The following is a 26,284-nucleotide window of genomic DNA, read 5'->3' as shown; positions in this document are numbered from 1 at the left end:
TCTCCCGTGGCCCCGCGTGCCCACGAAGGAGCCGAGCCCGTTGGCCGTGCCCAAGCGCAAGCTCTCGCGCAGCAACACCCGCCACCGCCGCGCCCGTTGGAAGGCGAGCACCCCCGACCTGGTGCCGATCACCGTCGACGGCCGCCGCCATCTGGTGCCCCGCAACCTGGTCCGCGCCTACCAGCGCGGCCTGTTGACGCCGAAGGACTGACCCGCGACACCTCCTTCGCGCCCCGAGGAACCCCCAACGCCCCAAGAAAACCCAAGAAAACCCAAGAAACCTCAAGGAAAGGAGCGGCCATGTCCGCCCACTGCCAACTCACCGGCCGAAGCCCGGCGTTCGGCAACCGCATCTCCCACTCCCACCGGCGCACCAGGCGCCGGTTCAACCCCAACATCCAGCACAAGCGGTACTGGCTGCCCAGCGAGAACCGGTTCGTCCGGCTCACCCTCAGCGCCAGGGGCATCAAGACCGTGGACGCCATCGGCATCGAGCGGGCGGTCGCCCGCATCCGGGCCCGTGGCGAGAAGATCTGACGACCATCCGAGAAGGACGAACCACCGTGGCCAAGGCCAGCAAGATCGCCAAGAACGAGCAGCGCAGGGAGATCGTCGCGCGCTACGCCGCCCGGCGCGCGGAGCTGAAGGAGACCATCCGCAGCCCGCTCAGCACCCCGGAGCAACGGGAGGCCGCGCAGCGGGAGTTGCGGCGGCAGCCGCGTGACGCCAGCGCGACCCGGGTGCGCAACCGGGACAGCGTGGACGGCCGCCCGCGCGGCCATCTGCGCGCCTTCGGGCTGTCCCGGATCAACCTGCGCCGGATGGCGCACGCCGGGGAGCTGCCCGGCGTCACCAAGTCGAGCTGGTGAGCGCCGTGCCCCGACACCCCCGCAGGGGCGGGGACCGCCCGCCCCGCCCCAACCCGCTGGTCGCGGCGGGCATCACGCACATCGACTACAAGGACGTCGACCTGCTGCGGAGGTTCATCTCCGACCGGGGGAAGATCCGCAGCCGCCGGGTCACCCGGCTGACCGTCCAGCAGCAGCGGGAGATGGCCAGGGCGATCAAGAACGCCCGTGAGATGGCGCTGCTCCCCTACCCGACCACCCCGCAGACGCCCCGCTGAGGCCCCGCTGAGGCCCGCGAACGCCGACGGCCCGGCGCCCCGAACTCGTCCGGGGTGCCGGGCCGTTGACGCGAGAGGCCGGCGGGGCGGCTCGGCCGCTCAGTCGCTCAGCTCCCGCAGATACGCGCCGAAGTGCTCCGCGCCGTCCACGATGCGCGGGCCCGAGATGGCCTCGTTGTAGTCGAGGAGGTGGAAGTTCCGCTCGCGGACGGCCGTCACCTCGGCCAGGGCCGGCGACGAGGTGAGGAAGTCGATCTTCTCCTCGGCCGGCTGGTCGCCGTAGTCGAGGATCACGATCACCTCGGGGTCGGCCTCGATGACCGGCTCCCAGCCGACCGAGGTCCAGCGCTCGGTGAGGTCGGCGAAGATGTTGCGCCCGCCGGCGATCTCGATGATCTCGTTGGGCGGCGCCTGGTTGCCCGAGGTGAACGGCTGCTCGGTGCCCGAGTCGTAGAGGAAGACGCGCGGCGGCCGGCCCTCGGGCGCGCTCTCCCGCACCGCCTCGACCCGTTCCCGCAGCCCGGCGACCACCTCGGCCGCGCGGTCCTGCACGCCGAAGATCTCGCCCAGCCGCTCCAGGTCGGTGTAGAGGCCCTCGAACGGGGTGACGTGGAAGGGGTGTTCGGGGTAGTTGTAGCAGGTCTCGCTGTGCAGGAAGCTCTGGATGCCCAGGTCGTCGAGGATCTCCGGGGTGATGCCGCGCTCGTCGCTGAAGCCCGACTGCCAGCCGGCGACGACGAGGTCGGCCCGTTCGTCGACGACCAGCTCGCGGTTGAGCAGGTCGTCGCTGAGCATCTCGACCCGCGCGTACTCCTCGGCCCAGGGCGACTCCTCGACCGGCGGGTTGGCGGGCGGCATCACATAGCCGTGCACCGCGTCGGTCAGCCCCAGGACGAACAGCTTGTCCGCGCTGCCCGCCTCGTAGACCACGGCCCGCTCGGGCCTTCGGTACTCCACCTCCTCCCCGCAGCGCGCCACGGTCGTGGTCTCCGCGTCGCCGCCGGAGTCGTCGGCGACCTCGGCGCCACAGCCGGCGAGCAGCAGCGTGGCGGCCACGGTCGGGGCGAGGGCGGTGCGGCAACGGCGTGCGTTCATGGGCGGGTTCCTCGTGTTCGGTGGGTGCCGTGGGGCCTCGGGGGCCCTGGGGACTCGGGCGGCAGGGTGTAGAGCAGTTGCGGGTCCCCGGTGAGCGGGTGGGGCACGACGGTGGCGGCCACCCCGAAGACCCGCTCGACCAGTTCGGCGGTGAGCACCTCGGCCGGCGGGCCGACCGCCACCAGGGCGCCGGCGTCCAGCACGGCGATCCGGTCGCAGACGGCGGCGGCCAGGTTCAGGTCGTGCAGCACGACCAGCACGGTCAGTTCGGGGTCGCGCAGCAGGCGCAGCAGCGCCACCTGGTGGCGGATGTCGAGGTGGTTGGTCGGCTCGTCCAGCACCAGCAGCCCGGCTTCCTGGACCAACGCCCGCGCGGCGAGCACCCGTTGCCGTTCCCCGCCGGAGAGGGTGAGCACGCCGCGGTCGGCCAGGTGCGCGACGTCCAGGCGGCGCATGGCGTCCCGGCACAGCGCCCGTTCCCGCGCGCCGAGCGTCTGGTTGCCGCGCAGGTGCGGGGTGCGGCCGAGGGCGACGACCTCCTCGACGGTGAAGTCCATCTCCGTCCCGCTCTCCTGGGTCAGCGCCGCGACGCCGCGCGCGCTCTCCCGCAACGAGAGCGTGGACAGCTCGCGTTCGCCGAGCCAGACGGTGCCGCCGGTGGGGCGCAGCGCGCGGTAGACGCAGCGCAGGGCGGTGGACTTGCCGCTGCCGTTGGGCCCGACCAGGCCCACGACCTCCCCGGCCCCCACGGAGAGGGACAGCGCCCGCACCAGCGTCGCGTCGCCGACCTCGACCGTTAGCGCGTCGAGCCTGAGCATCTCCCGGGCCCCTTCCAGGCGTTCCGGGTGTTCCGGGCGTTCCGGGTGTTCCGCTTCGGGGGGCGCCATCTCACCGGCCCCCGAAGAGGTAGCCCCGCCGCCGCATCAGGGTGATGAAGACGGGCACCCCGACCAGCGCCGTGATCACGCCGAGCGGCAGCTCGCGGGGCGCGGCGAGGGTGCGGGCCAACAGGTCGGCCCAGACCATGAACACGGCGCCGAGCAGCGGCGCGACCAGCAGCACCCGGACATGGCGGGCGCCGACCACGATCCGCGTCAGATGGGGAACGATCAGCCCGACGAAGCCGATGGCGCCGCTGACCGCGACGATCGCCCCGGTCATCAGCGAGGTCAGCGCGAAGAGCCGGCGGCGCAGCGCGGTGGTGTCGACGCCGAGGCTGGCGGCGGTCTCGTCGCCGAGCGCCAGCACGTCCAACGACCGGCTGGCGCGGTGCAGCACCGCGACGCCGAGCAGCACGGTGGCCGCCACGGCCGGCAGCGTGCCCCAGGTCGCGGCGCCGAGGCCGCCCATCGTCCAGAACAGCACGGTGTGGGTGGCCTCGCCGTCGGGCGCGAGGTAGACCAGCACGCTCATCAGCGCCTGGAAGCCGTAGGCCAGCGCGATCCCGGTGAGCACCAGCCGCAGCGGGGTGAGCCCGGCGCGGCTGTAGGAGGCGAGGTAGACGAGCGCCGAGGCGGCCAGCGCGCCGGCGAAGGCGCCGACGGAGAGCGCGTAGATCCCCAGCGAGCCGAAGAGGCCGACGGTCAGCACCGCCACCGCGCCGACCGAGGCGCCGGAGGAGATGCCCAGGACGAACGGGTCGGCCAGCGCGTTGCGGACCAGCGCCTGCACGGCCACCCCGATGGCGCTGAGCCCGGCGCCGACGACCACGGCCAGCAGGACGCGCGGGGTGCGCACCTGCCAGACGATCTGGTAGCGGGTCACCTCGTCGGCCGCGATGGTGCCGCCGCTGACCGCCGCCCACAGGTAACGGGCGGTGTCCGTTGGGGAGATGACGGCCGAGCCCCAGCCGATGGCGAGCAGGGCCGAGGCCGCGAGCAGCACCGCCAGCCCGGCGACCGGGAGTACGGAGCCCCGGCCGGCGGGCGGCTCGGGAGCGGGCTCCGCCGGCTCCGGCGCGGGGCCGGCCGCCACGGGGAGGCGAGCGGGAGGTGAGACCATGCCGAGGAACGATAGACATACTGGTAATCATTTTCAACTGACCCGGAGTGAACAGCCCGAGGTCAGCGGGCGTCCGCGGTGCGCAACGTGAGGATGCGGACGCTCCGTTCGCCGGCGTGCGGGTCACGGCCGTGCCAGCAGCGGTAGTTGTCCAGGAGCAGGATCTCGCCGGCGGCCGGCGTGAAGCGGGGCAGCCGCTCCTCGGCCGCCAGGACCCGGGCCTCCAGGCGGGCCAGCGACTCGCGGACGCGCTCGGCGTCGGGGTCGCGGTGCAGCGGCACGGCGCCCTCGGTGCGGCGCACCACCCGGCGCCCGCTCCGGGTGAACTCCACATGGCGGGCGACGCGCGGGCGCGCCGGCAGCCCGCGCAGCCCGACCCAGCCGCCGTAGAGGTCCACGTCCACGGTGGTCAGGAACGTGTGCAACGCCGGTTCCTCGGCGGCCAGTTGGTCGACAAAGCGATAGGCGTCCAGCACGAACGAGGCCCCGCCGGACGGTGCGGGCGCGAGGCACTGGACCAGGACATGGTCCTCGTCGGGGTGGCGCCGGCGGGTGGGCACGCCGCCGATGTCCACGACGAGGTCCAGGCTGTCGGCGTGCAGCCGGACCGGGCCGCCGTCCCGCGAGGTCCGTTCGCGCAGCGGGTACAGCTCCCGCAGCCGCGCGCCGAGCACGGTCGCCGCCGCGACCACCAGCGCGTCGGCCGTCGCCTCCGCCCCGGTGAGCAGCACGGCGCCGTCCCGGGCGAGCGCGCGCGCCGCCTCGGCGGGGCGCGCGAGCGGAACGCGCTCCGGGCGGACGCCGCAGGCGCGGTCGGGGGCGGCGTGACCGGGAGCTGGGGCGGGGGCTGCGTCAACGGGCATGGGGGCGGGCTCCTTTCGCGTCGGGGACGCCCGGCGCTCGGCGGCCGGGCGGCCTCGCCGCGCATCCTAAATGAAAATGGTTCCCGGTAGCGGGTATGCTCCGTGGAAACGATTGTCGTTTTTTAGCGTGAAGTCCGCGGCTGCGCGGGCTTGCGGAAGTGAACCCGGAGAAGGAGCACCACACCGACATGACCACCCGCATACGCCCGAGACGGCGGCACGCCGTGGCGGGCCTGATGGCCGCCGCCCTGCTGGCGGCGGGCGCCACCGGCAGCGCGCAGGCCGCCGACCCCCTCGTTCTCGACCACGGCCATATCGACGCGTTCCATGTCGCCGTGGAGGACGGCGCGTTGGTCCTCGATCTCGCCGAGGACGTCACGGGCTCGCATGTCCGGCACGCGCCCGAGGATGTGCTGCTGCATGTGAAGGAGGACGCCTGGATCGACGACATCCCCGAGGAGTACCCGGGCGCGCCGGCCGGCTATGTGCTGCCGCTGACCCAGGACCCGAACCTGGTCTGGCCCGGCTGGGACACCAACGGGGTGGCCGGCAGCGGCTACACCGACGTGGAGATCGACATCAGCTCGGTGGAGGGGCCGGGCGAGGTCTTCCTCTACACGCTGACCGGATTCGGCACGGTGACCTCGCTGTTGGAGGACGGCGGCCACCAACTCCCGGGCACGCTGCGGGAGGAGACTCCCTCGCACACGCACGCCCAGTGGACGTTCACCGAGGCGGGCACCTACACCCTCACCGCCGAGGCCACCGCCACCAACCCCGGCAGCGGCGAGTCGCTGACCAGCCAGGCCGCGACCTACACCTTCGCGGTGGGCGAGCGTCAGGAGCCGGACCCGGAGCCGACGGCCCTGTCCGTCGAGGGGCTGGGTGACCACTATCACACCGGCGACGCGGTGGAGTTGACGGCCGTGCCGAACGCTCCGACCGAGCTGGACCACTATCACTGGTACAGCCGGGACTCCGCCGATGCCGAGTGGGAGGCCGCCGAGGGCGGGGACGGCGACACCTACACCGGCACCGCCGAGGTCGACGGCCAGCAGCTGAAGGCCGAACTCCTCGACGAGGACCACGAGGTGGTGGCCGCCTCCGAGCCGGTGACCATCCACATCGACGACCACGGCGGCGAGGACTCCGGCGGGAGCGGTGACGACGCGGGCGGCGCGGCCGGCGGCTCCGACTCCGGTGCCCAGGGCGGGAGTTCGGACGGCGGCGACGCCACCTCCGGCGGCGGCTCGGCGTCCGGCGACGGCACCACGGGCGGCGGGTCCGCTGCCGGCGGCGCTTCGGGGGGCGGCTCCTCGGCCGGAGGCTCCTCGACCGGGGGCGACGACGAGCCGGTCTGCCTCCCCGTCGAGGAGGAGCGCGAGGTGCCGGCCGAGCCGGGCGAGGCGCTGGTGCTGGACCACGGGCACATCGACGCGTTCAACGTGCTGACCGAGGGCGGAGACCTGATCCTCAACCTCAAGGAGGACGTGACCGGCAGCCATGTCACCCACGCGCCCGAGGACGTGGTGCTGCACGTCAAGCCCGAGGCGTTCACCGAGGAGATTCCCGAGGGCTACCCGGGCGCGCCGGCCGGCTATCTGCTGCCGCTGACCCAGGACCCGAACCTGATCTGGCCCGGCTGGGACACCAACGGGGTGGCCGGCAGCGGCTACACCGACGTGGAGATCGACATCACCTCCGTCGAGGGGCCGGGCGAGGTCTACCTGTACACGACCAACACCTTCGGCGGCGCCGTTCCGATCCTGGAGGGCGGTGACCTCGAACTGCCCGGCACCGTGCGGGAGGAGAGCCCGGCGCACACCCACGCCCAGTGGACGTTCACCGAGGCCGGCACCTACACCCTCACCGCCGCAGCCACCGCCACCGACCCGGACAGCGGCGAGTCGCTGACCAGCGACGCCGCCACCTACACCTTCGCGGTCGGGGACGCGCCCAGCGGGCTGGCCGCGCAGGGCGGGACGACCACCGAGACGGTGACCGTGGGGAAGACCGCCGACGGCGAGGACTGCACGCTGCCCGACGCCCAACTCGGCGGCCGGGACGGCAACCTGGCCAGCACCGGCAACGGCGTGCCCCCGCTGCTGGTCGGCGGGGCCGGCGCGGCCCTGCTGGCCACCGGCGCCACGGCGTTCGTGTTCGCCCGGCGACGCCTGGCGGCCCGCGCCTGAGGCGCGCCGGTGAGGGCGGGCGCGCATGACGGCCCGCCCCCACCGGCTCGCTCCTCCACCCCGTCGAACCGCGTGAGGAAGGTTTCCCCGAGCCGATGAGGCGAAGAAGCGGCACCCGGCGTTTCGCGGCCCTGGCGGTCGTGCTGGCCGTGACGGCCGGCGGCTGCGACCGGTTGGCCACGCCGCCGGACGACGGCCGGGTGTCCGTGGTCACCACCACCGGCATCCTGGCCGACCTGGCCCGCCAGGTCGGCGGCGAGCTGGTGGACGTCGAGTCCCTCGTCCCCGAGGGCGGCGACCCGCACTCCCACGAGCCGACGCTGCGGGACGTCCGCGACATCGTCTACGCGGACGCCGCGTTCAGCAACTACCTGATGCTGGAGGAACAGAACCTGATCCGGGCCCTGGACGCCAACCTCCCCGAGGACGTGCCCAACGTCCCGCTCGCCGAGCGCGCGGCCCGCTACGCGGCCGAGATCATCCCGCTGGTGGAGAACGTCAACCTCGACACCATCTGGCTGGGCCTGCGGGTGCGGGGAACGGGCGCCGAGTTGGGCGCCACCCGCTCCTCCGAGGTGCGACTTAAGGCCACCGGCCTGGAAGGCCCGGGCGAGCTGGTCGGCTACCTGACGGAGACCTTCGGGGAGCCGGCCGTCTTCTTCGACTCCTCCGACGGCTTCGACGCCGGCGACGGCTACGCGGACGACACCGCGACACTGCCGCCCGACGCCCACACCCACATGAGCTGGGCGTTCACCGAACCCGGCATCTACCGGCTGGACATGACGGCCGAGGCGGTACCCACACCACAGGACCGGCCGGTGCCGCTGGGCGAGACCACCGTGACGTTCGCCGTCGGCGTCGACCCACACACGGTGCCCGGGATGACGCACGCGCACGTGCTCGACGCCGGCCACGCCGACATCGCCGTGGGCCTCGACGGCGGCGAACGGGCCGGGGGCCTCTACCTGTTCGCGGACCCCGAGGGCGGCGGGCACGCCCACCAGGAGGTCCACTCCCCCGCCGAGACGGTGATCGAGGTGCCCAACAAGGCGATCACCGAGGTGCCGGGCGACCCGAGGTTCCGGATGCTGGGCCGGGCCGGCGAGGAGATCCACCAACTGCCGCAGGCGGTCCTGGGCCGCCACGTCCACGGCGAGATCGACCCCCACCTGTGGCAGAACGTCCGTAACGCCATGGCCTACGTCAAGATCATCCGGGACACCCTGACCGAGATCGACCCGGCCAACGCCGCCACCTACCGCGCCAACGCCTCCGACTACCTGAGGGAGTTGGAGAACCTCGAGACCTATGTGGCCGCCACCATCGCCGAGATACCCGCCTCCCGCCGCTATCTGGTCACCACCCACGACGCGTTCGGCTACCTCGGCGAGGCGTACGGCCTGGACATCGCCGGCTTCGTCACGCCCAACCCGGCCACCGAGCCCAGCATGGCCGAGCGCCGCCGGCTGGGCGAGGCCATCGACAACCTCTCCGTCCCCGCCGTCTTCCTGGAACCCAACCTCCGCAGCCGCTCCAACACCCTCACCCAGATCGCCGAGGAACGGGGCGTGGCGGTGTGCCCGATCTACGGCGACGCCTTCGACGAGGAGGTCACCAGCTATGTCGCGATGATGCGCGCCAACGCCGACTCACTGCGCGACTGCCTCGGCTGAGCCCGCCCCCGGGCCAGGCCCCAACTCCCCTTCCCCGCTTGAGGAATCATCCATGTCTCACCATCCCGCGCCACCGGGCACGTCCCGCCGGCGCGCCAGGCCGCTGGCGGCCCTGCTCGCCGCACCCCTGCTGGTCGTCCTGCTGTCGCCGGCCGCCCACGCCGCCGAGGACGACGGCGGCCTGGACCAGACCGTCGCGCCCGACGAGGAGAACGTCGACGGCCAGGCGGTGCTCGACATCGGCCACGTGGACATCGGCCCCCGCTTCGTCGACGGCGCATGGCGCGTCCAGGGCCGGGACGACTCCCAGACCCCACCGGTCTGGCGGGCGTTGACCGACGTCGCCGTCCAGGTCGTCGACGCCGCCGTCCAACAGGCCCCCGACAGCCCGGACTTCGCCTTCCTGGACGCCGAACCCGGCAGCGAGCTGTACGTCATCCCGCAGACCCAACACCCCGAAGTCGTCTGGCTGGGCTGGAACACCCAGGACCCCGAAGTCATGGAGCAGGTCAACCGGGGCGTGACGCTGACCATGCACGGCGTCCAGGGCCCCGGCCACCTGGCCGTCTTCCTCCAGAACGGCGACCTCGGCGCACCCGAAGTGCTCTGGGACGGCGACGAGCCCGAACCACAGGAGCTGTGGGTGGACCTCAACACCCACACCCACGCCAACTGGGTCTTCACCGAACCCGGCGTCTACGTCGTGGACTTCGAGATATCCGCCGACCTGATCACCGGACAGACCGTCACCGACCGAGCCCCGCTCCGCTTCGCCGTCGGCGAGGACACCGAGACGGCGGACGCGTTCACGGCACCCACACCGGAGGCGACGGGAGCGCCGCCGGACGCCGAGGAGCCGGACGAGGCCGGGGCCGCCTCGGACGGGGGCGACGGGGGCTCCTCGCTCCCGGCGGTGCTGCTCGTCGTCGGCGCGGTGGCCGTCGCGCTGGCGGCGGCCGGGGCAACGGTCGCCGCACGCGGCCGGCGGGCACGCCGGATCGCGGCCACCTCGGACGGGGCGCGCGACGCGGACGGCTCGGACGGGGGCGCGTCGTGACGGCGCTGGCGGTGCGCGGGCTGAACGTGGACCTCGGCGGCCGGCGGGTGCTGCACGATGTCGAACTCACCGTCGAGGCCGGCGACTTCATGGGGCTGATCGGGCCCAACGGCGCCGGCAAGACCACCCTGCTGCGCGCGGTGCTCGGCCTGGTGCGCCCGGCCTCGGGAAGCATCCGCGTCGAGGGCGAGCCGGTGGGCCGGGTGCGGCAGCGCGTCGGCTACGTTCCCCAACGCCACGAGTTCGCCTGGGACTTCCCCATCAGCGTCGCCGACGCGGTGCTCTCCGGGCGGGTGCGGCGCATGGGCTGGCTGCGGCGCGCCGGCGTCGCCGACTACCGGGCGGCCGGCGCGGCGCTGGCCCGCGTCGGGATGACGGAGCTGGCCGACCGCCCCGTAGGGCAGCTCTCCGGCGGGCAACGTCAACGGGTGCTGGTCGCACGGGCGTTGGCGCTGCGGCCCCGCGTGCTGCTGCTGGACGAGCCGTTCACCGGCCTCGACGTGCCAACGCAGGAGCTGTTGACGGACCTGTTCGGGGCGCTCGCCGGCGAGGGCCGGGCGGTGCTGATGACCACCCACGACCTGACGGCCGCCGTGCACAGCTGCGGCCGGCTGTGCCTGGTCAACCGGACGGTGGTCGCCACCGGGAAGCCCGACGAGCTGCGGGACGCCGAGCCGTGGCGCGCGGCGTTCGGCATCCGGGCCGGCAGCCCGCTGCTCGCCGCGCTGGGGGTCAACTGATGCTGACACCCCAGGAGTTCGTGGCCGACCTGTTCAACCCGGCGCTGTCCTTCCTGCCCAGGGCGCTGTTCGTCGCCCTGCTCTCCTCGGCCGTCTGCGGCGTCATCGGCTGCTATGTGGTGCTGCGCGGGATGGCGTTCATCGGGGACGCGGTGGCCCACGCCGTCTTCCCCGGGCTTGCCGTGGCCTTCGTGGTCGGAGGCAACCTGGTGCTGGGCGGCGCGGTGGCCGGGGTGCTGACGGCGGTGGCCGTCGCGGTCTTCTCCCAGAACCGGCGGCTGCGCGAGGACAGCGTCATCGGCGTCTTCTTCGTCGCCGCCTTCGCGCTGGGCATTGTCATCATCAGCCGTTCACCGGGCTACTCGGGCTCGTTGCAACAGTTCCTCTTCGGCTCGATCACCGGCATCCCCGACGAGGACGTGGTGGTGGTCGCGGTCTCGACGGTGGGGCTGCTGCTGGTGGCGTTCCTGTTCCACAAGGAGTTCGTCGCCGTCACGCTGGACCGGGAGTCGGCGCGGGCGCTGGGCCTGCCGGTGTTCGCGCTGGACCTGGCGCTCTATGTGATGGTCTCGATCGCGGTGGTCATCTCGGTGCAAACCATCGGCAACATCCTGGTGCTGGCCCTGCTGGTCACCCCGGCCGCGACGGCGCGGCTGCTGACGGACCGGCTGGGCGTGATGATGCTGTTGGCGCCGCTGGTCGGGGGCGGCTCGGCGCTGGTCGGGCTCTATCTGTCGTGGAGCGTGGACCTGCCGACGGGCGGGACCATCGTGCTGGTCGCGACGGGGTTCTTTCTGGCGGCGTGGGCGCTGGCACCGCGTCACGGGTTGCTCGCCCGCGTGGCCGGGCGGCGGCGCGGCCGCCGCCCGGCGATGGAGGCGGCCGCGCCGCCGCCGTGACGGGGCGGGCAGCCGGCGGGGGCCGGAGCGGGCGGCCGGGGGGGGCGGCTGCCGAACGAGATGTCGTTCCGATCGACCTGTCATCTACGCGCCGTCCGAAGGCGCTGCCCGGGCTCCGTCACCCAGCCAAAGGCCCGCGGTCCTTGCGGAACAGAGCGCTCATGTCCTCTCCGAGGGCCGAAGTCACGGGCCCGGGGCAGGACATCCGCAGCTGTTCGGCCAGGGTGGGGCCGTGCAAGTCGGCTGCGCTCTCGACCAGCAGGCACAGCGTCGTCGTGGAGGTGCGGGAGCGGAGGACACCGGCGATGAGAACCGTGCCTCCGAGCAGCAGACCCGGCCACCAGAGGACACCGAGGGCGGCGTACAGAGCGCCCCATCCGACGCATGTGGCGGCAGCGGTACAGGAGGCCTGTGCCGCCGCGATGTCCGCGCGGAGGGTTTCGGGAAGTACGCTCCACAGCCGGGGCCAGACGACGGCGATGTCCAGACCGTAAGCGCGGTGGATACGCGTACTGTTGGCCCGCCATCGATCACCGATCCAGGTGGGTCTGCCAGGGAATTCCAGACCGATGGCGTCGCGCCGGGCCAGCTCTTCGGCCAGCGCTGGCCCATAGGACACGACCCGCTCCGCGCTGGCATCGCCTTCGGGCGTTCTGGCTCCACGGGGTGGATGGGTGCGCAGGGCCTCGCTCATCAGGGCGACGACTCTTTCCTCTGCGGCCCGCCACCTCTTCTGCCGCCAAGTGACCAACCACCGCCCCGGGGGCCGGTGGCCGCGCGCCATCCACAGGCGTTGCGCCACGGCACCCAGTCCGGTCGCCGCCAACCCCGCTGCGGCACTGGCGAGCAGGAGGCCGAGCAGGACGAACACGATGACTCCCGTGCTGGGGGCGTTCTCGGTCCAGCGGTCGAGTTCGTCGCTCATCATCCGCAGGTCGAATGCACGACGGTGGCCGGCGCGCGCTGCCAAGAAGGCTGTGGCGACCCACAACGCGCCCGGGAGAACCAGAACACTCAGCCACTGCTCGGCGAGTTTCTTGCTGAGGGCGTCCAGGAAGACGTTCATCCACTGACTACTCTGACCGGTGTGAGCGGATCTGCGGTCAGGGGGCAGACCGGCGCCACGCGATCGCGGGAGAGGTCAACGCGGTCGCAGGGACTCGGATGTGGACAACTCCATCCCCTGGCGGTGCGGAAGCCCACGGCAGCATCGGGCAGAGGCCGGAAGCCTCGGCTCCCCGTGGTGATCCCGTCCACGCCAGCCGCTGCGGCAGCCTCCTCCAGCGCATCGAGCAGGGGCGACAACGCGGACGGCCCGGCACCCTCGCGGACCGCCTCAGCCAGCGCCTCCCACTGCGCGGCCGTCACGCCCGCTTCCTCCAGCACGCCTCGCAGATCCGCGTCACGCGTGAGTCCCCGGCACAGCCTGCCTAAGCGGTCCATCGACATGGACATCCCTCCCGCCGTCACGATAGGAGATAACCTCATCTCACGCACTCGGTTGCTGTCGGCGATATCCGGACGACCGGGACCGGCCGTCGCCAGGATGGTGGATCGGCGGCCTGCCCGCGGGGGGTTCTATGGAGGAGAACGGGCAGGGGACGCGGGGACACCCGTATCCACCGGGTCGGGGGCAGGGGGGCAGACAGTACAGCTGCACGCTCGGTTGCCTCCCGACAGCCCTGGTCGGCGCTGGCGTCGTCACCTACCTGTTGGAAGGTCCTGGGTGGCTCCTGGTCGTGTGGCTGTTGCCCGTCGCGCTGATGATGAGCGGCCGCAGCTGCCTGCCGCTCGTCGCTCTCTTGGTCGTGATGGCCCTTCAGACCTGGGGGACCTGGTGGCTCCTGGTCCCCCTCACGCTTTTCTCGGTCATCGCCAGAACGCACTACCTGGGTTACCGGATCGTGAGCTCGAAGATGAGGCTCTCCCACGAGGACGCCAGACGGCGCATCACCTCACTGTACGGGGCTGGCCGTCCCCGAAGGGCATCCACGCTCCGGCGGGCTATCACGTTGCTCCGGGGCGGCCTGGAGGCCGCCCCGCCCGGCGATCCCGAACGCCTCTGGTACTTGAACACGTTCGGCAAAGTCGTGCACGTCATGGTCGCACAGCACCTGGACCCTGCGGCGGCCGACGGGGTCACCGACCTGCTCCGGGAAGCCGTGCGCCACGGCCGGGAAGCCCGGGCCACCACGCCGACCACAGATCCCGACCGCTCTGACATCCTGGGAACTCTGCAACTCAGCCTCTTCCTTCTGTTTCTGGCGGACCGGCACTCGGCTGAACGGAGCGCGCGCGTCGCGGAGTTGGACACGGCTCTTCTGGACGAGGCGGTCAGCATCGGCTGGGAGGCGGTTGCCGCCGCGCCGCCCACAGATCCCGAGCGCGCCAGCCACATGACCAATCTCGGCGGGGCCTTGTTGTTCTCGTTCCTTCTCCATCGCGATCCGCAGTTGCTGGAGAAAGCGATCCAGGTGGCGCGGGACTCGGTCGCCGCCACGCTGCCTGACGACCCCGATCCGTCGGGATACCTCACCACCCTCAGTACGTATCTCCAGATCAAGTTCATGATGGTAGGAGACCTCGGCGTGCTGGAGGAGGCCGTTGTTGTCGGGCGGTCGGCCGTCGCCGCTGCGGCACCCTCCCCTCTCAGCCGGTCGGCGAATCTCAACAACCTGGCCGCCGCCCTCTACCTGCTCTGCACGCGCCGACGAGATCCGCAGCTGCTGGAGGAGACGACCCGGATCAGCAGGACGGCGCTCGCCCAGGTACCACGCGAGCACCCCAATCGGACGCTCATTCTGCTCAATCTCAGCCAAGTGCTCCGGCTGACCGTCGAACGGGGCGGAAGCCCAGCACTGCTGGACGAGGCCTTCCGGTTCGGCAGGAAGGCCATCGACGCGACCTGGCTCGATCACCCCTATCGGATCTCTTCCCTGCTCTCCTTCGGCCAGGTCCTGCGTGACCTCTCCGTACGGGACGGGAGTCCGGCGAAGATGTCAGAGGCCGTCATGTACTGCCGCGAGGCACTCTCCATCGCCTCGTCGGACGACGCGTTCGAGAACATGCGCAACCGCTGTCGGTTCGTTCTCGGAGATGTGTTGAGCAGCAGATTCGACATGGCCGGCGATCCGGGGGACGTGCTTGAGGCACGTCACCTCCTCGCCACGGTGGCGATCGCCGCCGAGTCGAATGACTACAGACTGCCCGCTGCGGTGAAGGCAGCCGAGCTGGACCTGCTCGCCGACGACTGCGAACACGCCATGGTGATGGTCGAACTGGCCGTGGAGTTGCTTCCCCAGCTGACCTCCCGGCGTATCGGATCGGCGGACAGGCGACATCTTGTCGCGGGCTTCACCGGACTGGCCGCTACCGCGGCGGTGTCAGCCATCGCGGCGGGGGCCCCCGAGCGCGCGGTCGAACTACTGGAGCAAACGCGGGGCGTGGTGCTGTCCGATGCCTTCGATACCCGAGGGGACCTCACCCTCCTCGATGAAGGTGCACCGGATCTCGTCGGCGCGTTCGACGATCTGCGCCAGGAGATCGAGCGAGCCGATCACGCCTCCGCCAGTCCTGACTTCTCCGCAGCTCTCATGGGCACGGGGGTCCCCGCCAAGTCGAACCATCAGCAACTGACCGAACGGCGCGCCCGTCTGGAACGGCAATGGGTCCGGTTACTCGGGCGAATCCGTGAACGTCCCGGGCTGGAGGACTTCCTGCTGCCTCCTCCGGTGGAAAGGCTGCGCGAGCAGGCGGTCGAAGGTCCCGTCGTGTACGTCGTTCCGCACCGCCGGGGCGGACACGCGCTGATAGTGACCGACGCCCCCGAACGGCCGGTCCGCGTGGTGAGTCTTCCGGCCTTCACCCAGGATGCCGCCAGCGAACAGGTCGCACTACTCCGTGCGGCCCTGGATGACGCCTCCGACGCCGACCTGCCCGCGCCAGAACGCCAGGCAGCCCAGCAACGCATCCTGGAAGTCCTGAGCCTCCTGTGGGACACCGTCGCCGAGCCCGTTCTGCGGCATCTCGGCCACACCGCTCCCCCGCCGCAGGGAAGCCCATGGCCCAGGATCTGGTGGTGCCCGGTCGGGATCAGTGCGTTCCTCCCCCTGCACGCCGCCGGACACCACGCCGACGGCGCGCCCTCCTCGGCCGTGATGGACCGCGTGATCTCCTCCTATACGCCGACCATCCGAGCCCTTGGTCACGCCCGGGCCCCGCGTTCTTACGCCTCCGGGCAGCGCCCTGCGATGGTGGACAACCCCTCGATGCTGGTCGTGGCCGTGCCCGATGCACCCGGGAGCCCACCGCTCCCCGGCGTGGTGAGCGAAGTCGATCTTCTGCTCCGCAAGTTCCCCACCGCGACCGTCCTGCCCGCCCCGGGAACGCCAGCGACGCACGACGAGATCACCGCCGCGCTGGTGAACGGGCACATCGCGCACTTCGCCTGCCACGGTCTCGCGGACCCCGCCGACCCCGCTGACAGCCGCCTCCTGCTCCACGACCACCTCGAACACCCCCTCACCATCGTCGATATCGCCCGGCTGCGCCTCCCTCACGGTGAACTGGCCTTCCTGTCCGCGTGCAGCACCACCGACACCGACCTCCGCCATGCCGACGAGGCCACCCACCTCAGCGCCGCGTTCCAACTCGCCGGCTACCGCTCCGTCATCGGCACCCTCTGGCCGGTCAACGATCACGCGGCCGCTGGCATCGCGGACGCCTTCTATACCCAACTGAGCCACGGCGGCACCGCCCCCGCCGCCGCCTCGGCCTTTCTCGCTCTCCACCACGCGGTTCGCACTCACCGGGCACGGCATCCCACCATGCCCACCCAGTGGGCCGCATATGTCCACTCGGGCAGGTGAGGCCGGCGGCCGGCCGTCGTGACCCCGGGGAACGGCGGTGGCGGCCGGTTCGCCTGGGGGAACGGGGCGCCTCTGCCTCAGCCGGCCGCCGCGTTCGCGCCGCGGCGTCGGCGGGAGTGCAGCAGCAGCGCCGCTCCTGCGGACGCCGCCAGCAGGCCGCCGGCGGCCAGTGGCACAAGTGCGGGGCCCAACCCGCCGCCGGTGGCGGCGAGTTCGCCGGGGCGGCGGTCGGTCGCGCCCTCGGCGGTGCCGCCGCCCGGGTCACCGGGCGCGCCCGACCCGTCGAACTCGCCTGTCGGGCCTGACCGTTCGGGTTCTCCCGCGCCTCCGGGCCCCTCCTGCCCACCCGTTCCGCCCTGGTCTCCCGAGCCGCCGGACGCGCCGGACCCCCCGGGGTCGCCCGATCCACCGGGGGCACCGGACCCGTCGGAGTCCCCCGATCCCCCCGATCCCCCCGACTCGCCCGGCTGCCCGGGACCGTCCGAACCCCCCGACTCGCCGCCGGACCCGCCGGACCCGCCCGGGTCGCCCGGGTCGTTGGGGTCGCCGGGCTGGCCAGGCTCCTCCGGCTCCTCCGGTGCCGGGAGTTCCACGTCGTCGGGGTCGATGTCGTCGCCGACGACGGCGGTCAACGTGCCGGCGTCGGCGACCCGTTCGCCCGTCGGCAGGGTCGCGCTCAGCTCCAGGCGGAGGCGGTAGACGCCCTCCTCCGTGAAGAACCACAGCGGGTGGGCGTGCACGCCCGGCCGCAGCTCGACCGCGCCCGGCTCGGGCAGCGTGCCGTCGATGTCGATGCCGACCACCGTGCCCAGTTCGGCGTCGTCCCGCCACTGGCCGAGGAAGAAGCCCTCCGGGCCCTCGACCCCGGTGAAGGCGGCCGTGATCGGGGAGTTGACCGCCTCGGGCGGCACGCCCTCCGTGTTCCAGCCGGGCCACAGCAGCCCGGGCGCGTAGGTGACTGAGTGGTCGACCCAGATCGTCTCCCCCGGCCGCCCCAGCCGCTCGGGCACCCGGCCGGCCGCCGACTCCAGTATCTGCCAGGCGTGTTGGGCGTCGAAGTGCAGGATGACGTCGTTGGGCTCGCGCCAGACCTCCTGCCCCGGGACCGTGCCGTCCTTGATCAGGAAGTCCCACGCGCCGTTCTCGTCGATCCGGACCGCGAGGTCCAGGTGGCCGCCGTCGAGCACCGCCCGTTCCCGGTCGGTGTCGTCCTCGGCGGCCGCCGGGGCGGGCGTGGCCGCCAGCAGCAGCCCGCCCGCCGCCAGGACGCCGACCCGCAACGGAACCCGCCGGCCTCGCCGCGTTCGCAGTGACATCTCCCAGCTCCTCAGCCATAGTTGACAATGGTTCCCATGTCTATCAGCTATCGAACCGTGCCCCCAGCCACACCCCGCTGTGACATGAGCCACGCATGGCCGACCTTGCCCCGGCTTTTTGAAAATGATTATCGTCTGTCCTCGTCAGACGCACCATGACGCCCCATCAACCGAGCGAGAACTAAGCGAGGTAGCAACATGACCGTTTCGCGCAGATCCCTGACCGTAGTCGGCGGGTTGGCCGCCGCCCTCTCCTGCGCCTCCCTGGCCACGGCCTCGGCCGCCGCGCCGACGGTGCTCTCCACCGGCCATGTGGACGTCGTGGGCGTGGAGTTGACGGACGGCGCGTTCCAGATCCACGTGCACGACGAGACGAGCGGCGTGGAGTACGACCCGGCCGAGGTGGTCCTGGCCGCGCTGCCGGGCTCGGCCTACACCGTGCCCGGCGGCGGGTGCCACGACTTCCTGGGCGCGCCGGGGGACACCGTCTACCGGCTGCCGCAGACCCAGAACCCGGAGCTGCTGTGGGCCGGCCTGTCGGCGCACATCGACGACGGGGTGCTGGCGGGCGACGCGTTCACCCTCTCCCTGGAGAGCGTGACCGGGCCGGGTGACGTCTCCGTCTACCAGGACGGGCTGTGCGCCGCCGACGCGCGGTTCTTCGACAGCGGCGACGGGATCGACGGCGCGGACGTCACCGAACTCGACGCCCACAGCCACGTCCACGCCAACTGGGCGTTCACCGAACCCGGCAGCTACACCGTCTCGTTCACCGTCAGCGGCACCCTGGCCGACGGAAGCGCGGTGCCGGCCGTGACCGAGGACTTCACCTTCAGCGTCGCCGAGTAGGCGTCCCGCTCGCTCGCCCCCTCCCCCGCCCCCGGCGCCGGTCTCCGGCGCCGGGGGTCTTCCGCGCGGGGCCGGTTCAGGTGAAGGCGACCAGGACGCGGCTCTCGCCGTACTGCCAGACGCAGGAGACCGAGCGGAAGCCGGCGGCGCGCAGCAGCCGGGCGTGGGCGGCGAAGGTCAGGGCGTTGCCCCCGGACGCCTCGACCGGCCGGCGGCGGGCGCGTTCGGCGAAGGCGTGGGCCAGTTCGGGGTCCTCGGCCGCCTCGCGCCACCAGGACGCCCAGTCCGGCTCGTCGCCGGCCAGGGTCTGGGCCATCCGGCGGTGCCCGAGGTGGGCGGCGAGCCCCGGGCCGGCGGGGCCGCCGGCCGGGAAGTGGTCGGCGTTGACCAACACGCCGCCTGGTCGCAGGAGTTGGCCGAGGTGATGGTAGGTCAGGGCGAGGGTTTTCTCGCTCAGGCAGTGCAGGGCGGTGGCGGTGAGGACGGCGTCGGGGGCGCGGTCCAGGCGGAGCGCGTCGATCCAGCCGGGCGCGCCGAGTTCGGCCTCCACATAGCGGGCGGCGTCAGCCCGGTGGGTGCGGGCCAGCTCCAGCAGCAGCGGGTCGCGGTCCACGGCGACGATCTCGGCGTGCGGCAGCCGGCCGGCGACGCGGGCGGCCAGGGAGCCGGGCCCGCAGCCCAGGTCGAGCAGGAGCGGGCGGGCCGCGTCCCGGGTGGTGTACTCGGCCACGTCGGCGAGCACGGCGAACCGCTCCTCGCGGTGGATCGCGTACCGCCGCTGCTGGCGTTCCCAGCGGTCGACCCAGTACTCGGCCGTCGCCATGCTCACACCCATCGGAACGCGCCACCTCCGCCGTCGTTCGGTGTCCGACAGGCGCACACCCTACCTGGGGATGGTTTTCACTAGCGATTCCTGGCGGTCAGTCGAGGGTGTCGAGCACGGCCAGCAGGCCGTCGATCTCCTCCGGGGTGTTGTGGACGTGGAGGCTGACCCGGACGGCCGCCTCGCGCGGGTCGTCGGGGTCGACGCCGGCCCGGCACAGGCCGTCGGCGCGGACCAGGAAGCCGTGGCTGTGCAGGATGAACCCCAGGTCGTTGGAGGAGAGGTCGCGGTGCCGGAACGAGACGATGCCGCGCCGGCGTTGCGCGGTGGCGTCGGCGGCGAGGCTGAGCTGGCAGCCCAGCACCTCGTACGGCGGCAGGTGCCGCAGGCCCTCGGTGAGGCGGGCCGCCAGGGCGACGGTCCACCGTTCGATCCGGCCCACGTCCGCCGCCGTCAGCCAGTCGAGCGCGGCGCCCAGGCTGATCACGCCGACGGTGTTGGGGGTGCCGCTCCAGCCGCCGGGGCGGAACGCCGGGCCGCGCCGGTCGCGCGCCCAGACGGCGCCGGTGCCGGGCAGCGCGAGGGCCTTGTGGCCGGAGAACACCAGGAAGTCCACGTCGAGTTCGGCCAGCGAGATCGGCAGGTGGCCCACGCTCTGCGCCGCGTCCAGGCAGATCGGCACGTCGGGGCCGACGGCGGCGCGCAGCCGGTGGACGTTCATGTCGCCGCCGAGGACGTGGTGCACATGGGTCGCGGCGACGAACCGGGTGCGGGGGCCGACGAGTCGGGGCAGCGCCCGGTGGTCGTAGTCGCCGGAGGACGCCTGGTAGGGCAGCGGCCGGACGGCGACCCGCACGCCGGCGCGGGCCAGCTGCCGCTGCGCCTCGCGCCAGGGCACCAGGTTGGCCTGGTGGTCCTCGAACGGGACCAGGATCTCGTCGCCGTCGGCGAGTTGGGGCGCCAGCCAGTCGAGGGCGATGGCGCGCAGGCCCTCGGTGGTGCCGCTGACGAAGTGGACGGAGGAACGGTCGGGTTCCGGGTCGCCGAGGAACGCCCTGGTCTTTCCGCGCACCGCCTCCAGCGCGGCGGTCGTCGCGTTGGCCCAGGGGTAGGTGCCGCGCCCGGCGTTGGCGTTGCCGGTCACCAGGTACTCCCGGACGGCGTCCAGGACGGCGCGCGGCTTCTGGGAGGTGGCGGCGCTGTCCAGATAGGCCAGCCCCGGGTGGTTGGCGAGAATCGGGAACTGTTCGCGCAACTCGCTGTGCCAGCCGCGCAGTTGGGTCAGCGCGTCGGTGTCGTCTCCGTGGTTCACGCCGTTCACTCCCGCACCAGGGGCGCGCCGGCGTCGCGCCAGGCGACGACGCCGCCGGCCAGGCTGCGGACGTCGGGGTGGCCCATCCGGGTCAGCAGGGCGGCGAACCTGGCGGACTTCTCGCCGACCGGGCAGACCAGCAGCACGGGTTGGCGGCGGCTGAACGGCAGCCCGCCGTGGACCTGTTGCTCGAACAGCTCGTCCACCAGGTTGAGCGAGCCCTCGATGTGCAGGGCGGCGTAGGCGTGCGAGCCGCGCAGGTCGATGACCAGCGGGCGTTCCTCCTCGATCCAGCGCCGCGCCGCCGGCACGTCCACGGCGCGCACGGCGGCCAGTTCGGCCTCGGTCACGGTGGCCGGGGAGTTGCGGTGTGGGGCCCGGCCCAGCAACTCGGGGCGCCGGCGCCGGACATAGCCGAGATAGCTCTCCACCCGGTCGCAGGCGATGAACACGGCCGTCGTGCGCTCGGGGCGCGTCCCGTCCAGGGCCCGCAGGTGGCGGACCGCGCCCCGGTAGGCGGCGCCGCTGGTCGGGCCGGCGAGCAGGCCGCAGCGGCGGTTGAGTTCCACCATGCCGTCGATGGCCTCGTCGGCGGTGACGGCCTCGATGGCGTCGTAGGTGGCGGGATCGAACAGGCCGACCTCGTTGACCTCGTCGATGGTGCGGATGCCGGGGATGAAGTCCGACTTGGCGGCGACCAGGCCCAACACCCCGACGTTTGGGTCGTGTTCGCGCAGCACGCGGGCGACGCCGGAGGAGGAGCCGGCGGTGCCGACGCAGGCCACGAACCAGTCCGGGGGCCGGCCGCCGAGGTCCTTGACGATCTCGGGTCCGGTGCCGGTGGCGTGCGCCTCGGTGTTGCGCGGGTTGAAGTACTGGTCGGTGTGGAGGTGCGCGGAGTCGTCGTCGGCCAGGGCGCGGTGGAACTGGGTCAGCGGGTCGTCGGTGTCGGTGGGGTCCAGGCACTCGCTGCGGCCCGGCAGTTCCTCGATCCGCGCGCCGAGCAACAGCAGCAGCTCGCGCAGCTCGGGCACCCGCATCCGGTTGGTGACGCTGCGGAACGTCAGGCCGTGCAGGCCGGCGAGGGCGGCCAGCGCCTTGGCGGTGTTCCCGCTGGACAGCTCCACGACCTCCGCCCGCTCGGCGACGGCCGCGTCCAGGCCAGGGCGGAGCATGTTCCAGGCGGCGCGGTCCTTGACCGAGCCGAACGGGTTGAGCATCTCCAGCTTCGCGTAGAGGTCGACGGTGCGCAGCCCGTGCACGGCGGGGTCGATGCGCACCAGCGGCGTGTTGCCGATGGCCTCGGTGATGTCGTCGTATCTCATGCCTCTCCGCTTCAGCGCGTGGTCGGCCAGTACTGCTCGTCCAGGGACCACCAGCGGGTCCCGTCGTCGCGTCGGCCCACCGCCACCCGGCGGGCGCCCGGGCGCAGTTGGGCGTGGTGGGCGCGGAAGTCCATGCAGTAGCCGGCGGTGTTGGCGAAGGCGACCAGGTCGCCACGGTCGGGCAGCCGGGGCAGGAAGACGAGGCGGCGGGTCACCAGGTCGGCCTCCAGGCAGAGTTCGCCGACGAGATAGACGCCGACGGCCGCACCGGCCCCGTCCCCGTTCCCGTTGGCGTCGCTGTTGGCGTTCCCGTGGCCGGCGCGCGGCAGCAGCAACGGGTCGGTCAGCACGCCGTGTTCCTCCAGGCTGACGTCGGCGGCGGTCATGGCGAGCCGCACGAGGTGGGCGCCGTCCTCGGTGGCGCGGACGTCGACGACCCGGGCGAGGGACAGGCCTGCCTGGTCGACCAGGGCCCGGCCCGGCTCGATCCACAGGTCGTGCAGGTGCTCCAGCAGCAGGTCGGCGAGGGTGCGGCCGAGCGTGGGGGCGGGCGTGGACAGCAGCGCGTCGAGATAGCCGGGGCCGGCGACCGGGCGGTGCGCGGGGTAGAGCGACAGCCGGCCGCGCGCGGTGCCGCCCTCGTTCCGCAGGCCGTAGCCGTGGCCGCGCCAGGTCAGCGGGGGGCGGCGGCCGAGGACGGCCTGGGTCAACTCGGTGGTGTAGCGCTCCCATTGCGCGCCGTCGGCGAGATAGCTGGTGCCGAAGCCGCCCCCGATGTCCACCACCCGGGGCGCGAGCCCGCGCCGCCGCGCCTCGTCCAGCACCCGCACGCAGCTCTCCAGGGCCAGCGCCTTCTCGTTGAGGTCCGTGGTGTCCAGGTGGTAGGCCACGCCGAGCAACTCGACGGCGTCCGCCTCCCGTTCCACGAGGTCCAACAGCTCGCCGACCGCGCCGACCGGCGTGCCGAACCGGCTGCGCCGGGCCAGCAGGTGCACGCCTCCGTCGGAGGCGAAGGCGGACAGCCGCAGCAGCACCCGCGCCCTGGGCAGGCCCTCGGCGCGCACCAGGCGCACGAGGTCGGCGAGTTCGGCGGGGGCGTCGACGTGGACGGTCGCCCCGGCGCGGGCGGCCAGCCAGAGGAACGCGGGGTCCTTGGGGCCGGTGGCCAGGACCCGCTCGGGCGCGAAGCCCGAACCCAGCGCGTGCGACAGCTCGTTGACCGAGGCCGCGTCGAGCCCGGCCTCGGTGGCGGCCAGCCGGCGGACCAGCGCGCTGGAGCCGTTCGCCTTGTGCGCGAAGCAGATCCGCCCGCCGAGCCGGTGCCGGCGGTAGACGGCGCGGAACGCCGCGACGTTCGCGGCGACGACGTCGGGGAGCAGCAGGTGGAGTGGGGAGCCGAGCGCGTCGACGAGGCCGTGGAGGTGGTCCGGGTCGTCGAGCAACTCCCGCAGGGGCGGCTCCAGCCGAGGCTCCAGGAACAAGGGTGCACCCATCAACAGACAGTCCTCCCCACACGGCGACGGCAACCCCCGCCCGACGCGCCCGAGTTGCCCCCGGGCAGCCCTGATAATCATTTCCGCCTGGGCACGATTCACGCACCGGGCGCGAAGGGGGCGCATCGCGCCCCCGACGGCGCGGGCGCGACGGGGGCGTGGGGCGCGAGGGGCCCTTCGGGATGTCGGGTGGCCGCGCGGCCGGCTCGGGCCGGCGGCCTCAGTCGTCGGCGGCGGGGGCGGGGGTGCGTGTGATGCCGTTGACGAGCACGTCGAAGCCCCAGCGGAAGCGCTCCTCCGTGGCGCCGCCGACCAGGGCGGGCATGTGCGCGGCGATGGCCGGATGCGTGGCCTCGCTCGCGGCGCCCAGCGCGCGCACGGTGGCGTTCCAGTCCTCCTCGGCGGCCGGGTCGCGCTCCCGCGTGGACTGCTCGGCGGCGGTCGCGGTCGCGTCCTGGAGCAGCTTGTCCACGCCCCAGGCGACCTGCTCGGGGGCGGCCCCGCTGCGGGAGAGCAGGTCGAGGAGGCGTTCCACCAGGAGCAGGTAGTTCTCGCCGCTCGGGCGGGCGACGAGCGCGGACCGCGCGAGCTGCGGGTGGGCGGCCAGCACCAGGGTGTACGACCTGATCACCGCGCGGAGCCGCTCCCGCCAGCCCTCGCCGCCGTCCCGCCCCGTCAGGTCGACCTCGCCCAGCAGGGCGTCGAGGACCTCGGCGTGCAGCTCGGCGGTGTTGGCGACATAGACGTAAAGCGATGCCGGGCCGGTGTCGAGCTCCTGGGCGAGGCGGCGCATCGTGACCTTCTCCAGGCCCTCCGCCCGCATGATCCGGACGGCGGTCTCCACGATCCACCGCCGGGACAGGGCGGGTTTCGCGGGGCGGTCGCGGCGGCTCACCGGCTCTCTTCTGGCGCTCATGCCCCCGATCGTAACGAACGTGTTCGTCGTCACCGCTCGCCGAACTTGTTCGCGACGAACGCGTTCGTTAGCGTGGCTGAGGCAGCTCCCACCACCGCACGGAAAGGGGTGATCCGCCATGGCGTCCCCCACCCACCCCAGCCCGAAGCGCGCGAAGCCCACGAAGCCCACCCCGGCCGAGGCCGTCGAGGTGCCGAGGAACGTCCGCTGGGTCCTGCTCGGCGTGCTGCTGGCCCTGCTGCTCTCGCTGCTGGACGGGATGATCGTCGGCACCGCGATGCCCACCGTCGTCGCCGACCTGGGCGGCCTCGACCACATGGCGTGGGTCGTCACCGGCTACACCCTGGCCACCGCCTGCTCAACTCCGGTGTGGGGGAAGCTCGGTGACCTCTTCGACCGCAAGGCGATGTTCCTGGCCTCGATTGGGCTGTTCCTGGCGGCCTCCGTGCTGTGCGGCGCGGCGCCGTCGATGGGCTGGCTGATCGCGTTCCGCGTCCTCCAGGGCCTGGGCGCCGGCGGCATGGGCGCCGGCGCGTTCGCCCTCATCGGCGTGCTGCTGCCGCCGCGCGAGCGGGGCCGCTACCAGGGCATGGTCGCCGCCGTCATGGCGGTCGGCCAGCTCGGCGGGCCGCTGGTCGGCGGCTTCGTCACCGGCCACCTCGGCTGGCGGTGGGCGTTCTACATCAACGTGCCCGTCGGCCTGGTCTGCGTCGCCTGGTGCTGGATCATGCTGCGCGTTCCCGCGCCGGGCCGGCGGGGCAGGGCCGCCATCGACGGGTGGGGCATCGCGTTCCTGACCGGGGCGATCTCCGCGTTCGTCATGGCCGCGACCTGGGCGGGCAGCACCTACGCCTGGGGCTCGTGGCAGATCGTCGGCCTGGGCGCGCTCGCGTTGGGCCTGCTCGCCGCGTTCGTCGTGACCGAACGGCGCGTCGCGGAGCCGCTGATGCCGCCGCGCATCTACCGGGGGCACCGCAACTTCCCGCTCGCCGCCGTCCTGTTGACCGTCACGGGCGTGACGCTGTTCGGCGCCACCCTCTATCTGCCCCTGTACCAGCAGGTCGTCCAGTCCGCCTCCGCGTCCCACTCGGGCCTGCTCCTGCTGCCCATGATGATCGCCACGCTGGTCACGTCGAACATCGCGGGCCGGGTCATGACGGCCACCGGCCGCTACAAGGTCTTCCCGGTCGTCGGCGCGCTGTTCCTCGTCGTGGGCATGGGCCTGCTGTCCACCATGGGCACCGACACCTCACGCCTCGCGACCTCCGCGTACATGGCCGTCGTCGGCGCGGGCACCGGGCTCACCCTCCAGATGTCCCACACCATCGCCCAGAACGCCGTGCGGCTGCGCGACATGGGCTCCGCCTCGGCCGCCACGCACCTCTTCCGCAACCTCGGCGGCTCCCTCGGCATCGCCGTCTTCGCCTCCCTCTTCGCCGGCGCCGTGGCCGGCGGCGCCGCCCTCGCGCCCGGCGAGGGCGGCGGCTCCGGCGAGGCGGCCGCCCTCTCCTCCGCCGCCCGCGCCGCGTATGTCTCCGACGTCGCGCACGCGACCCATCTCGTCTTCCTCACCGGGGCGTTGATCGCCGTGGCGGCGCTCCTCGCGGCGGTGTGCGTCGAGGAGATCCCGCTGCGCGGCCGGCCTGGCGCGAAGGCGGAGGGCGCGACCGCCGACCCCGGCGCGAAGGCGGAGGGCGCGACCGCCGGCTGAGCCCGCGCCCCGGGCGCCGGCT

Annotated in this window: 23 protein-coding genes; 12 read left to right on the top strand and 11 right to left on the bottom strand. The window is 72.9% G+C overall.

The genetic code is table 11. From position 1 onward, the window contains the following. The first annotated feature begins 40 nt into the window (after positions 1–40). The 4 genes from rpmF to rpsR all read left to right on the top strand — a co-directional run bounded on the left by rpmF (position 41) and on the right by rpsR (position 1,126). On the top strand, positions 41–211 hold the full coding sequence (gene rpmF, locus FH609_RS28110) for a 50S ribosomal protein L32 (protein ID WP_122399477.1): 171 nt from the start codon (positions 41–43) through the stop codon (positions 209–211). An 89-nt stretch (positions 212–300) separates the two neighbouring features. Next, positions 301–537 (top strand): 50S ribosomal protein L28, encoded by a 237-nt coding sequence (gene rpmB / locus FH609_RS28105; RefSeq protein WP_139674039.1) that lies wholly within the window; start codon positions 301–303, stop codon positions 535–537. A 26-nt stretch (positions 538–563) separates the two neighbouring features. After that, on the top strand, positions 564–869 hold the full coding sequence (gene rpsN / locus FH609_RS28100; protein WP_139674042.1) for a 30S ribosomal protein S14: 306 nt from the start codon (positions 564–566) through the stop codon (positions 867–869). A gap of 5 nt (positions 870–874) precedes the next feature. Then, positions 875–1,126 (top strand): 30S ribosomal protein S18, encoded by a 252-nt coding sequence (gene rpsR / locus FH609_RS28095; protein WP_139674045.1) that lies wholly within the window; start codon positions 875–877, stop codon positions 1,124–1,126. Positions 1,127–1,225: 99 nt separating this feature from the next. Here the strand turns inward: rpsR and FH609_RS28090 are convergent, their stop codons facing one another. The 4 genes from FH609_RS28090 to FH609_RS28075 all read right to left on the bottom strand — a co-directional run bounded on the left by FH609_RS28090 (position 1,226) and on the right by FH609_RS28075 (position 5,085). Continuing rightward, a complete protein-coding gene (locus FH609_RS28090) occupies positions 1,226–2,221 on the bottom strand; it encodes an ABC transporter substrate-binding protein (protein WP_139674048.1) in 996 nt (331 codons plus the stop codon). Then, a complete protein-coding gene (locus FH609_RS28085) occupies positions 2,218–3,039 on the bottom strand; it encodes an ABC transporter ATP-binding protein (protein WP_139674051.1) in 822 nt (273 codons plus the stop codon). Before FH609_RS28085 ends, FH609_RS28090 begins: the two co-directional genes overlap by 4 nt. A gap of 70 nt (positions 3,040–3,109) precedes the next feature. Continuing rightward, complete coding sequence (locus FH609_RS28080; RefSeq protein WP_139674054.1) at positions 3,110–4,222, bottom strand: FecCD family ABC transporter permease; 1,113 nt, start codon at positions 4,220–4,222, stop codon at positions 3,110–3,112. Between the two features lie 62 nt (positions 4,223–4,284). After that, positions 4,285–5,085 (bottom strand): TauD/TfdA family dioxygenase, encoded by an 801-nt coding sequence (locus FH609_RS28075; protein WP_139674057.1) that lies wholly within the window; start codon positions 5,083–5,085, stop codon positions 4,285–4,287. Positions 5,086–5,273: 188 nt separating this feature from the next. On the opposite strand from FH609_RS28075, the gene FH609_RS28070 reads away from it, so the two are divergent. From FH609_RS28070 to FH609_RS28050, 5 genes are all read left to right on the top strand, one after another. Beyond that, a complete protein-coding gene (locus FH609_RS28070) occupies positions 5,274–7,277 on the top strand; it encodes a choice-of-anchor M domain-containing protein (protein WP_139674060.1) in 2,004 nt (667 codons plus the stop codon). Positions 7,278–7,372: 95 nt separating this feature from the next. Beyond that, positions 7,373–8,953, top strand: a complete 1,581-nt coding sequence (locus FH609_RS28065) for an anchored repeat ABC transporter, substrate-binding protein (protein WP_139674063.1) — start codon at positions 7,373–7,375, stop codon at positions 8,951–8,953. A 52-nt stretch (positions 8,954–9,005) separates the two neighbouring features. Next, entirely contained in the window at positions 9,006–10,010 is a 1,005-nt protein-coding gene (locus tag FH609_RS28060) for a choice-of-anchor M domain-containing protein (protein ID WP_139674066.1), read from the top strand. Then, positions 10,007–10,750, top strand: a complete 744-nt coding sequence (locus FH609_RS28055) for an anchored repeat-type ABC transporter ATP-binding subunit (RefSeq protein ID WP_139674069.1) — start codon at positions 10,007–10,009, stop codon at positions 10,748–10,750. The genes FH609_RS28060 and FH609_RS28055 overlap by 4 nt, the downstream gene beginning before the upstream one ends. Further along, complete coding sequence (locus FH609_RS28050; protein WP_226962012.1) at positions 10,750–11,649, top strand: anchored repeat-type ABC transporter permease subunit; 900 nt, start codon at positions 10,750–10,752, stop codon at positions 11,647–11,649. The genes FH609_RS28055 and FH609_RS28050 overlap by 1 nt, the downstream gene beginning before the upstream one ends. Before the next feature lie 118 nt (positions 11,650–11,767). Here FH609_RS28050 and FH609_RS28045 read toward each other — a convergent pair whose 3' ends face one another. After that, complete coding sequence (locus FH609_RS28045) at positions 11,768–12,715, bottom strand: hypothetical protein (protein WP_139674072.1); 948 nt, start codon at positions 12,713–12,715, stop codon at positions 11,768–11,770. A gap of 673 nt (positions 12,716–13,388) precedes the next feature. Between FH609_RS28045 and FH609_RS28040 the strand changes: the two genes are divergently transcribed. Next, entirely contained in the window at positions 13,389–16,517 is a 3,129-nt protein-coding gene (locus FH609_RS28040) for a CHAT domain-containing protein (RefSeq protein WP_193318092.1), read from the top strand. Between the two features lie 77 nt (positions 16,518–16,594). On the opposite strand, the gene FH609_RS28035 is transcribed toward FH609_RS28040, so the two are convergent. Beyond that, positions 16,595–17,833, bottom strand: coding sequence for a choice-of-anchor M domain-containing protein (locus tag FH609_RS28035; protein WP_139674078.1), 1,239 nt, complete (start codon positions 17,831–17,833; stop codon positions 16,595–16,597). Positions 17,834–18,031: 198 nt separating this feature from the next. Here FH609_RS28035 and FH609_RS28030 point away from each other — a divergent pair, with 198 nt between their 5' ends. Then, the gene (locus FH609_RS28030) at positions 18,032–18,682 is read left to right on the top strand and encodes a choice-of-anchor M domain-containing protein (RefSeq protein ID WP_139674081.1); all 651 of its coding nucleotides are present in this window, start codon (positions 18,032–18,034) and stop codon (positions 18,680–18,682) included. A gap of 76 nt (positions 18,683–18,758) precedes the next feature. Here the strand turns inward: FH609_RS28030 and FH609_RS28025 are convergent, their stop codons facing one another. From FH609_RS28025 to FH609_RS28005, 5 genes are all read right to left on the bottom strand, one after another. Next, positions 18,759–19,517: a class I SAM-dependent methyltransferase gene (locus FH609_RS28025; protein WP_139674084.1), complete on the bottom strand. Its 759-nt coding sequence runs from the start codon at positions 19,515–19,517 to the stop codon at positions 18,759–18,761. 85 nt (positions 19,518–19,602) lie between these two features. After that, positions 19,603–20,817 carry an aminotransferase class V-fold PLP-dependent enzyme gene (locus FH609_RS28020; protein WP_226962011.1) on the bottom strand — a complete coding sequence of 405 codons (1,215 nt, stop codon included), beginning with the start codon at positions 20,815–20,817 and terminating at the stop codon, positions 19,603–19,605. A gap of 5 nt (positions 20,818–20,822) precedes the next feature. Beyond that, the gene (locus tag FH609_RS28015; RefSeq protein ID WP_139674087.1) at positions 20,823–22,142 is read right to left on the bottom strand and encodes a pyridoxal-phosphate dependent enzyme; all 1,320 of its coding nucleotides are present in this window, start codon (positions 22,140–22,142) and stop codon (positions 20,823–20,825) included. A gap of 11 nt (positions 22,143–22,153) precedes the next feature. Then, positions 22,154–23,635 (bottom strand): alanine racemase, encoded by a 1,482-nt coding sequence (locus tag FH609_RS28010; protein ID WP_139674090.1) that lies wholly within the window; start codon positions 23,633–23,635, stop codon positions 22,154–22,156. A gap of 220 nt (positions 23,636–23,855) precedes the next feature. Then, on the bottom strand, positions 23,856–24,551 hold the full coding sequence (locus FH609_RS28005; protein WP_139674093.1) for a TetR/AcrR family transcriptional regulator: 696 nt from the start codon (positions 24,549–24,551) through the stop codon (positions 23,856–23,858). Between the two features lie 118 nt (positions 24,552–24,669). On the opposite strand from FH609_RS28005, the gene FH609_RS28000 reads away from it, so the two are divergent. Then, the gene (locus FH609_RS28000) at positions 24,670–26,262 is read left to right on the top strand and encodes an MDR family MFS transporter (RefSeq protein WP_139674095.1); all 1,593 of its coding nucleotides are present in this window, start codon (positions 24,670–24,672) and stop codon (positions 26,260–26,262) included. The last annotated feature ends 22 nt before the right edge of the window (positions 26,263–26,284 follow it).

Origin of the sequence: Streptomyces sp. 3MP-14, from assembly GCF_006334905.2 — a bacterium.
GTDB lineage: Bacteria > Actinomycetota > Actinomycetes > Streptomycetales > Streptomycetaceae > Streptomyces > Streptomyces triticirhizae.
Note: the sequence above shows the minus strand (reverse complement) of the source record. Positions and strands in the feature narration are given on the sequence as shown.

Excerpts from the sequence above, each read along its gene's own strand:
- FH609_RS28025 (WP_139674084.1), bottom strand. The coding sequence starts at position 19,517 with ATGGGTGTGAGCATGGCGACGGCCGAGTACTGGGTCGACCGCTGGGAA.
- FH609_RS28070 (WP_139674060.1), top strand. The coding sequence starts at position 5,274 with ATGACCACCCGCATACGCCCGAGACGGCGGCACGCCGTGGCGGGCCTG.
- FH609_RS28045 (WP_139674072.1), bottom strand. The coding sequence starts at position 12,715 with ATGAACGTCTTCCTGGACGCCCTCAGCAAGAAACTCGCCGAGCAGTGG.
- FH609_RS28030 (WP_139674081.1), top strand. The coding sequence starts at position 18,032 with ATGACCGTTTCGCGCAGATCCCTGACCGTAGTCGGCGGGTTGGCCGCC.
- FH609_RS28005 (WP_139674093.1), bottom strand. The coding sequence starts at position 24,551 with ATGAGCGCCAGAAGAGAGCCGGTGAGCCGCCGCGACCGCCCCGCGAAA.
- FH609_RS28090 (WP_139674048.1), bottom strand. The coding sequence starts at position 2,221 with ATGAACGCACGCCGTTGCCGCACCGCCCTCGCCCCGACCGTGGCCGCC.
- FH609_RS28000 (WP_139674095.1), top strand. The coding sequence starts at position 24,670 with ATGGCGTCCCCCACCCACCCCAGCCCGAAGCGCGCGAAGCCCACGAAG.
- FH609_RS28015 (WP_139674087.1), bottom strand. The coding sequence starts at position 22,142 with ATGAGATACGACGACATCACCGAGGCCATCGGCAACACGCCGCTGGTG.
- FH609_RS28075 (WP_139674057.1), bottom strand. The coding sequence starts at position 5,085 with ATGCCCGTTGACGCAGCCCCCGCCCCAGCTCCCGGTCACGCCGCCCCC.
- FH609_RS28010 (WP_139674090.1), bottom strand. The coding sequence starts at position 23,635 with ATGGGTGCACCCTTGTTCCTGGAGCCTCGGCTGGAGCCGCCCCTGCGG.
- FH609_RS28080 (WP_139674054.1), bottom strand. The coding sequence starts at position 4,222 with ATGGTCTCACCTCCCGCTCGCCTCCCCGTGGCGGCCGGCCCCGCGCCG.
- FH609_RS28085 (WP_139674051.1), bottom strand. The coding sequence starts at position 3,039 with ATGCTCAGGCTCGACGCGCTAACGGTCGAGGTCGGCGACGCGACGCTG.
- FH609_RS28065 (WP_139674063.1), top strand. The coding sequence starts at position 7,373 with ATGAGGCGAAGAAGCGGCACCCGGCGTTTCGCGGCCCTGGCGGTCGTG.
- FH609_RS28050 (WP_226962012.1), top strand. The coding sequence starts at position 10,750 with ATGCTGACACCCCAGGAGTTCGTGGCCGACCTGTTCAACCCGGCGCTG.
- FH609_RS28060 (WP_139674066.1), top strand. The coding sequence starts at position 9,006 with ATGTCTCACCATCCCGCGCCACCGGGCACGTCCCGCCGGCGCGCCAGG.
- FH609_RS28035 (WP_139674078.1), bottom strand. The coding sequence starts at position 17,833 with ATGTCACTGCGAACGCGGCGAGGCCGGCGGGTTCCGTTGCGGGTCGGC.
- rpmB (WP_139674039.1), top strand. The coding sequence starts at position 301 with ATGTCCGCCCACTGCCAACTCACCGGCCGAAGCCCGGCGTTCGGCAAC.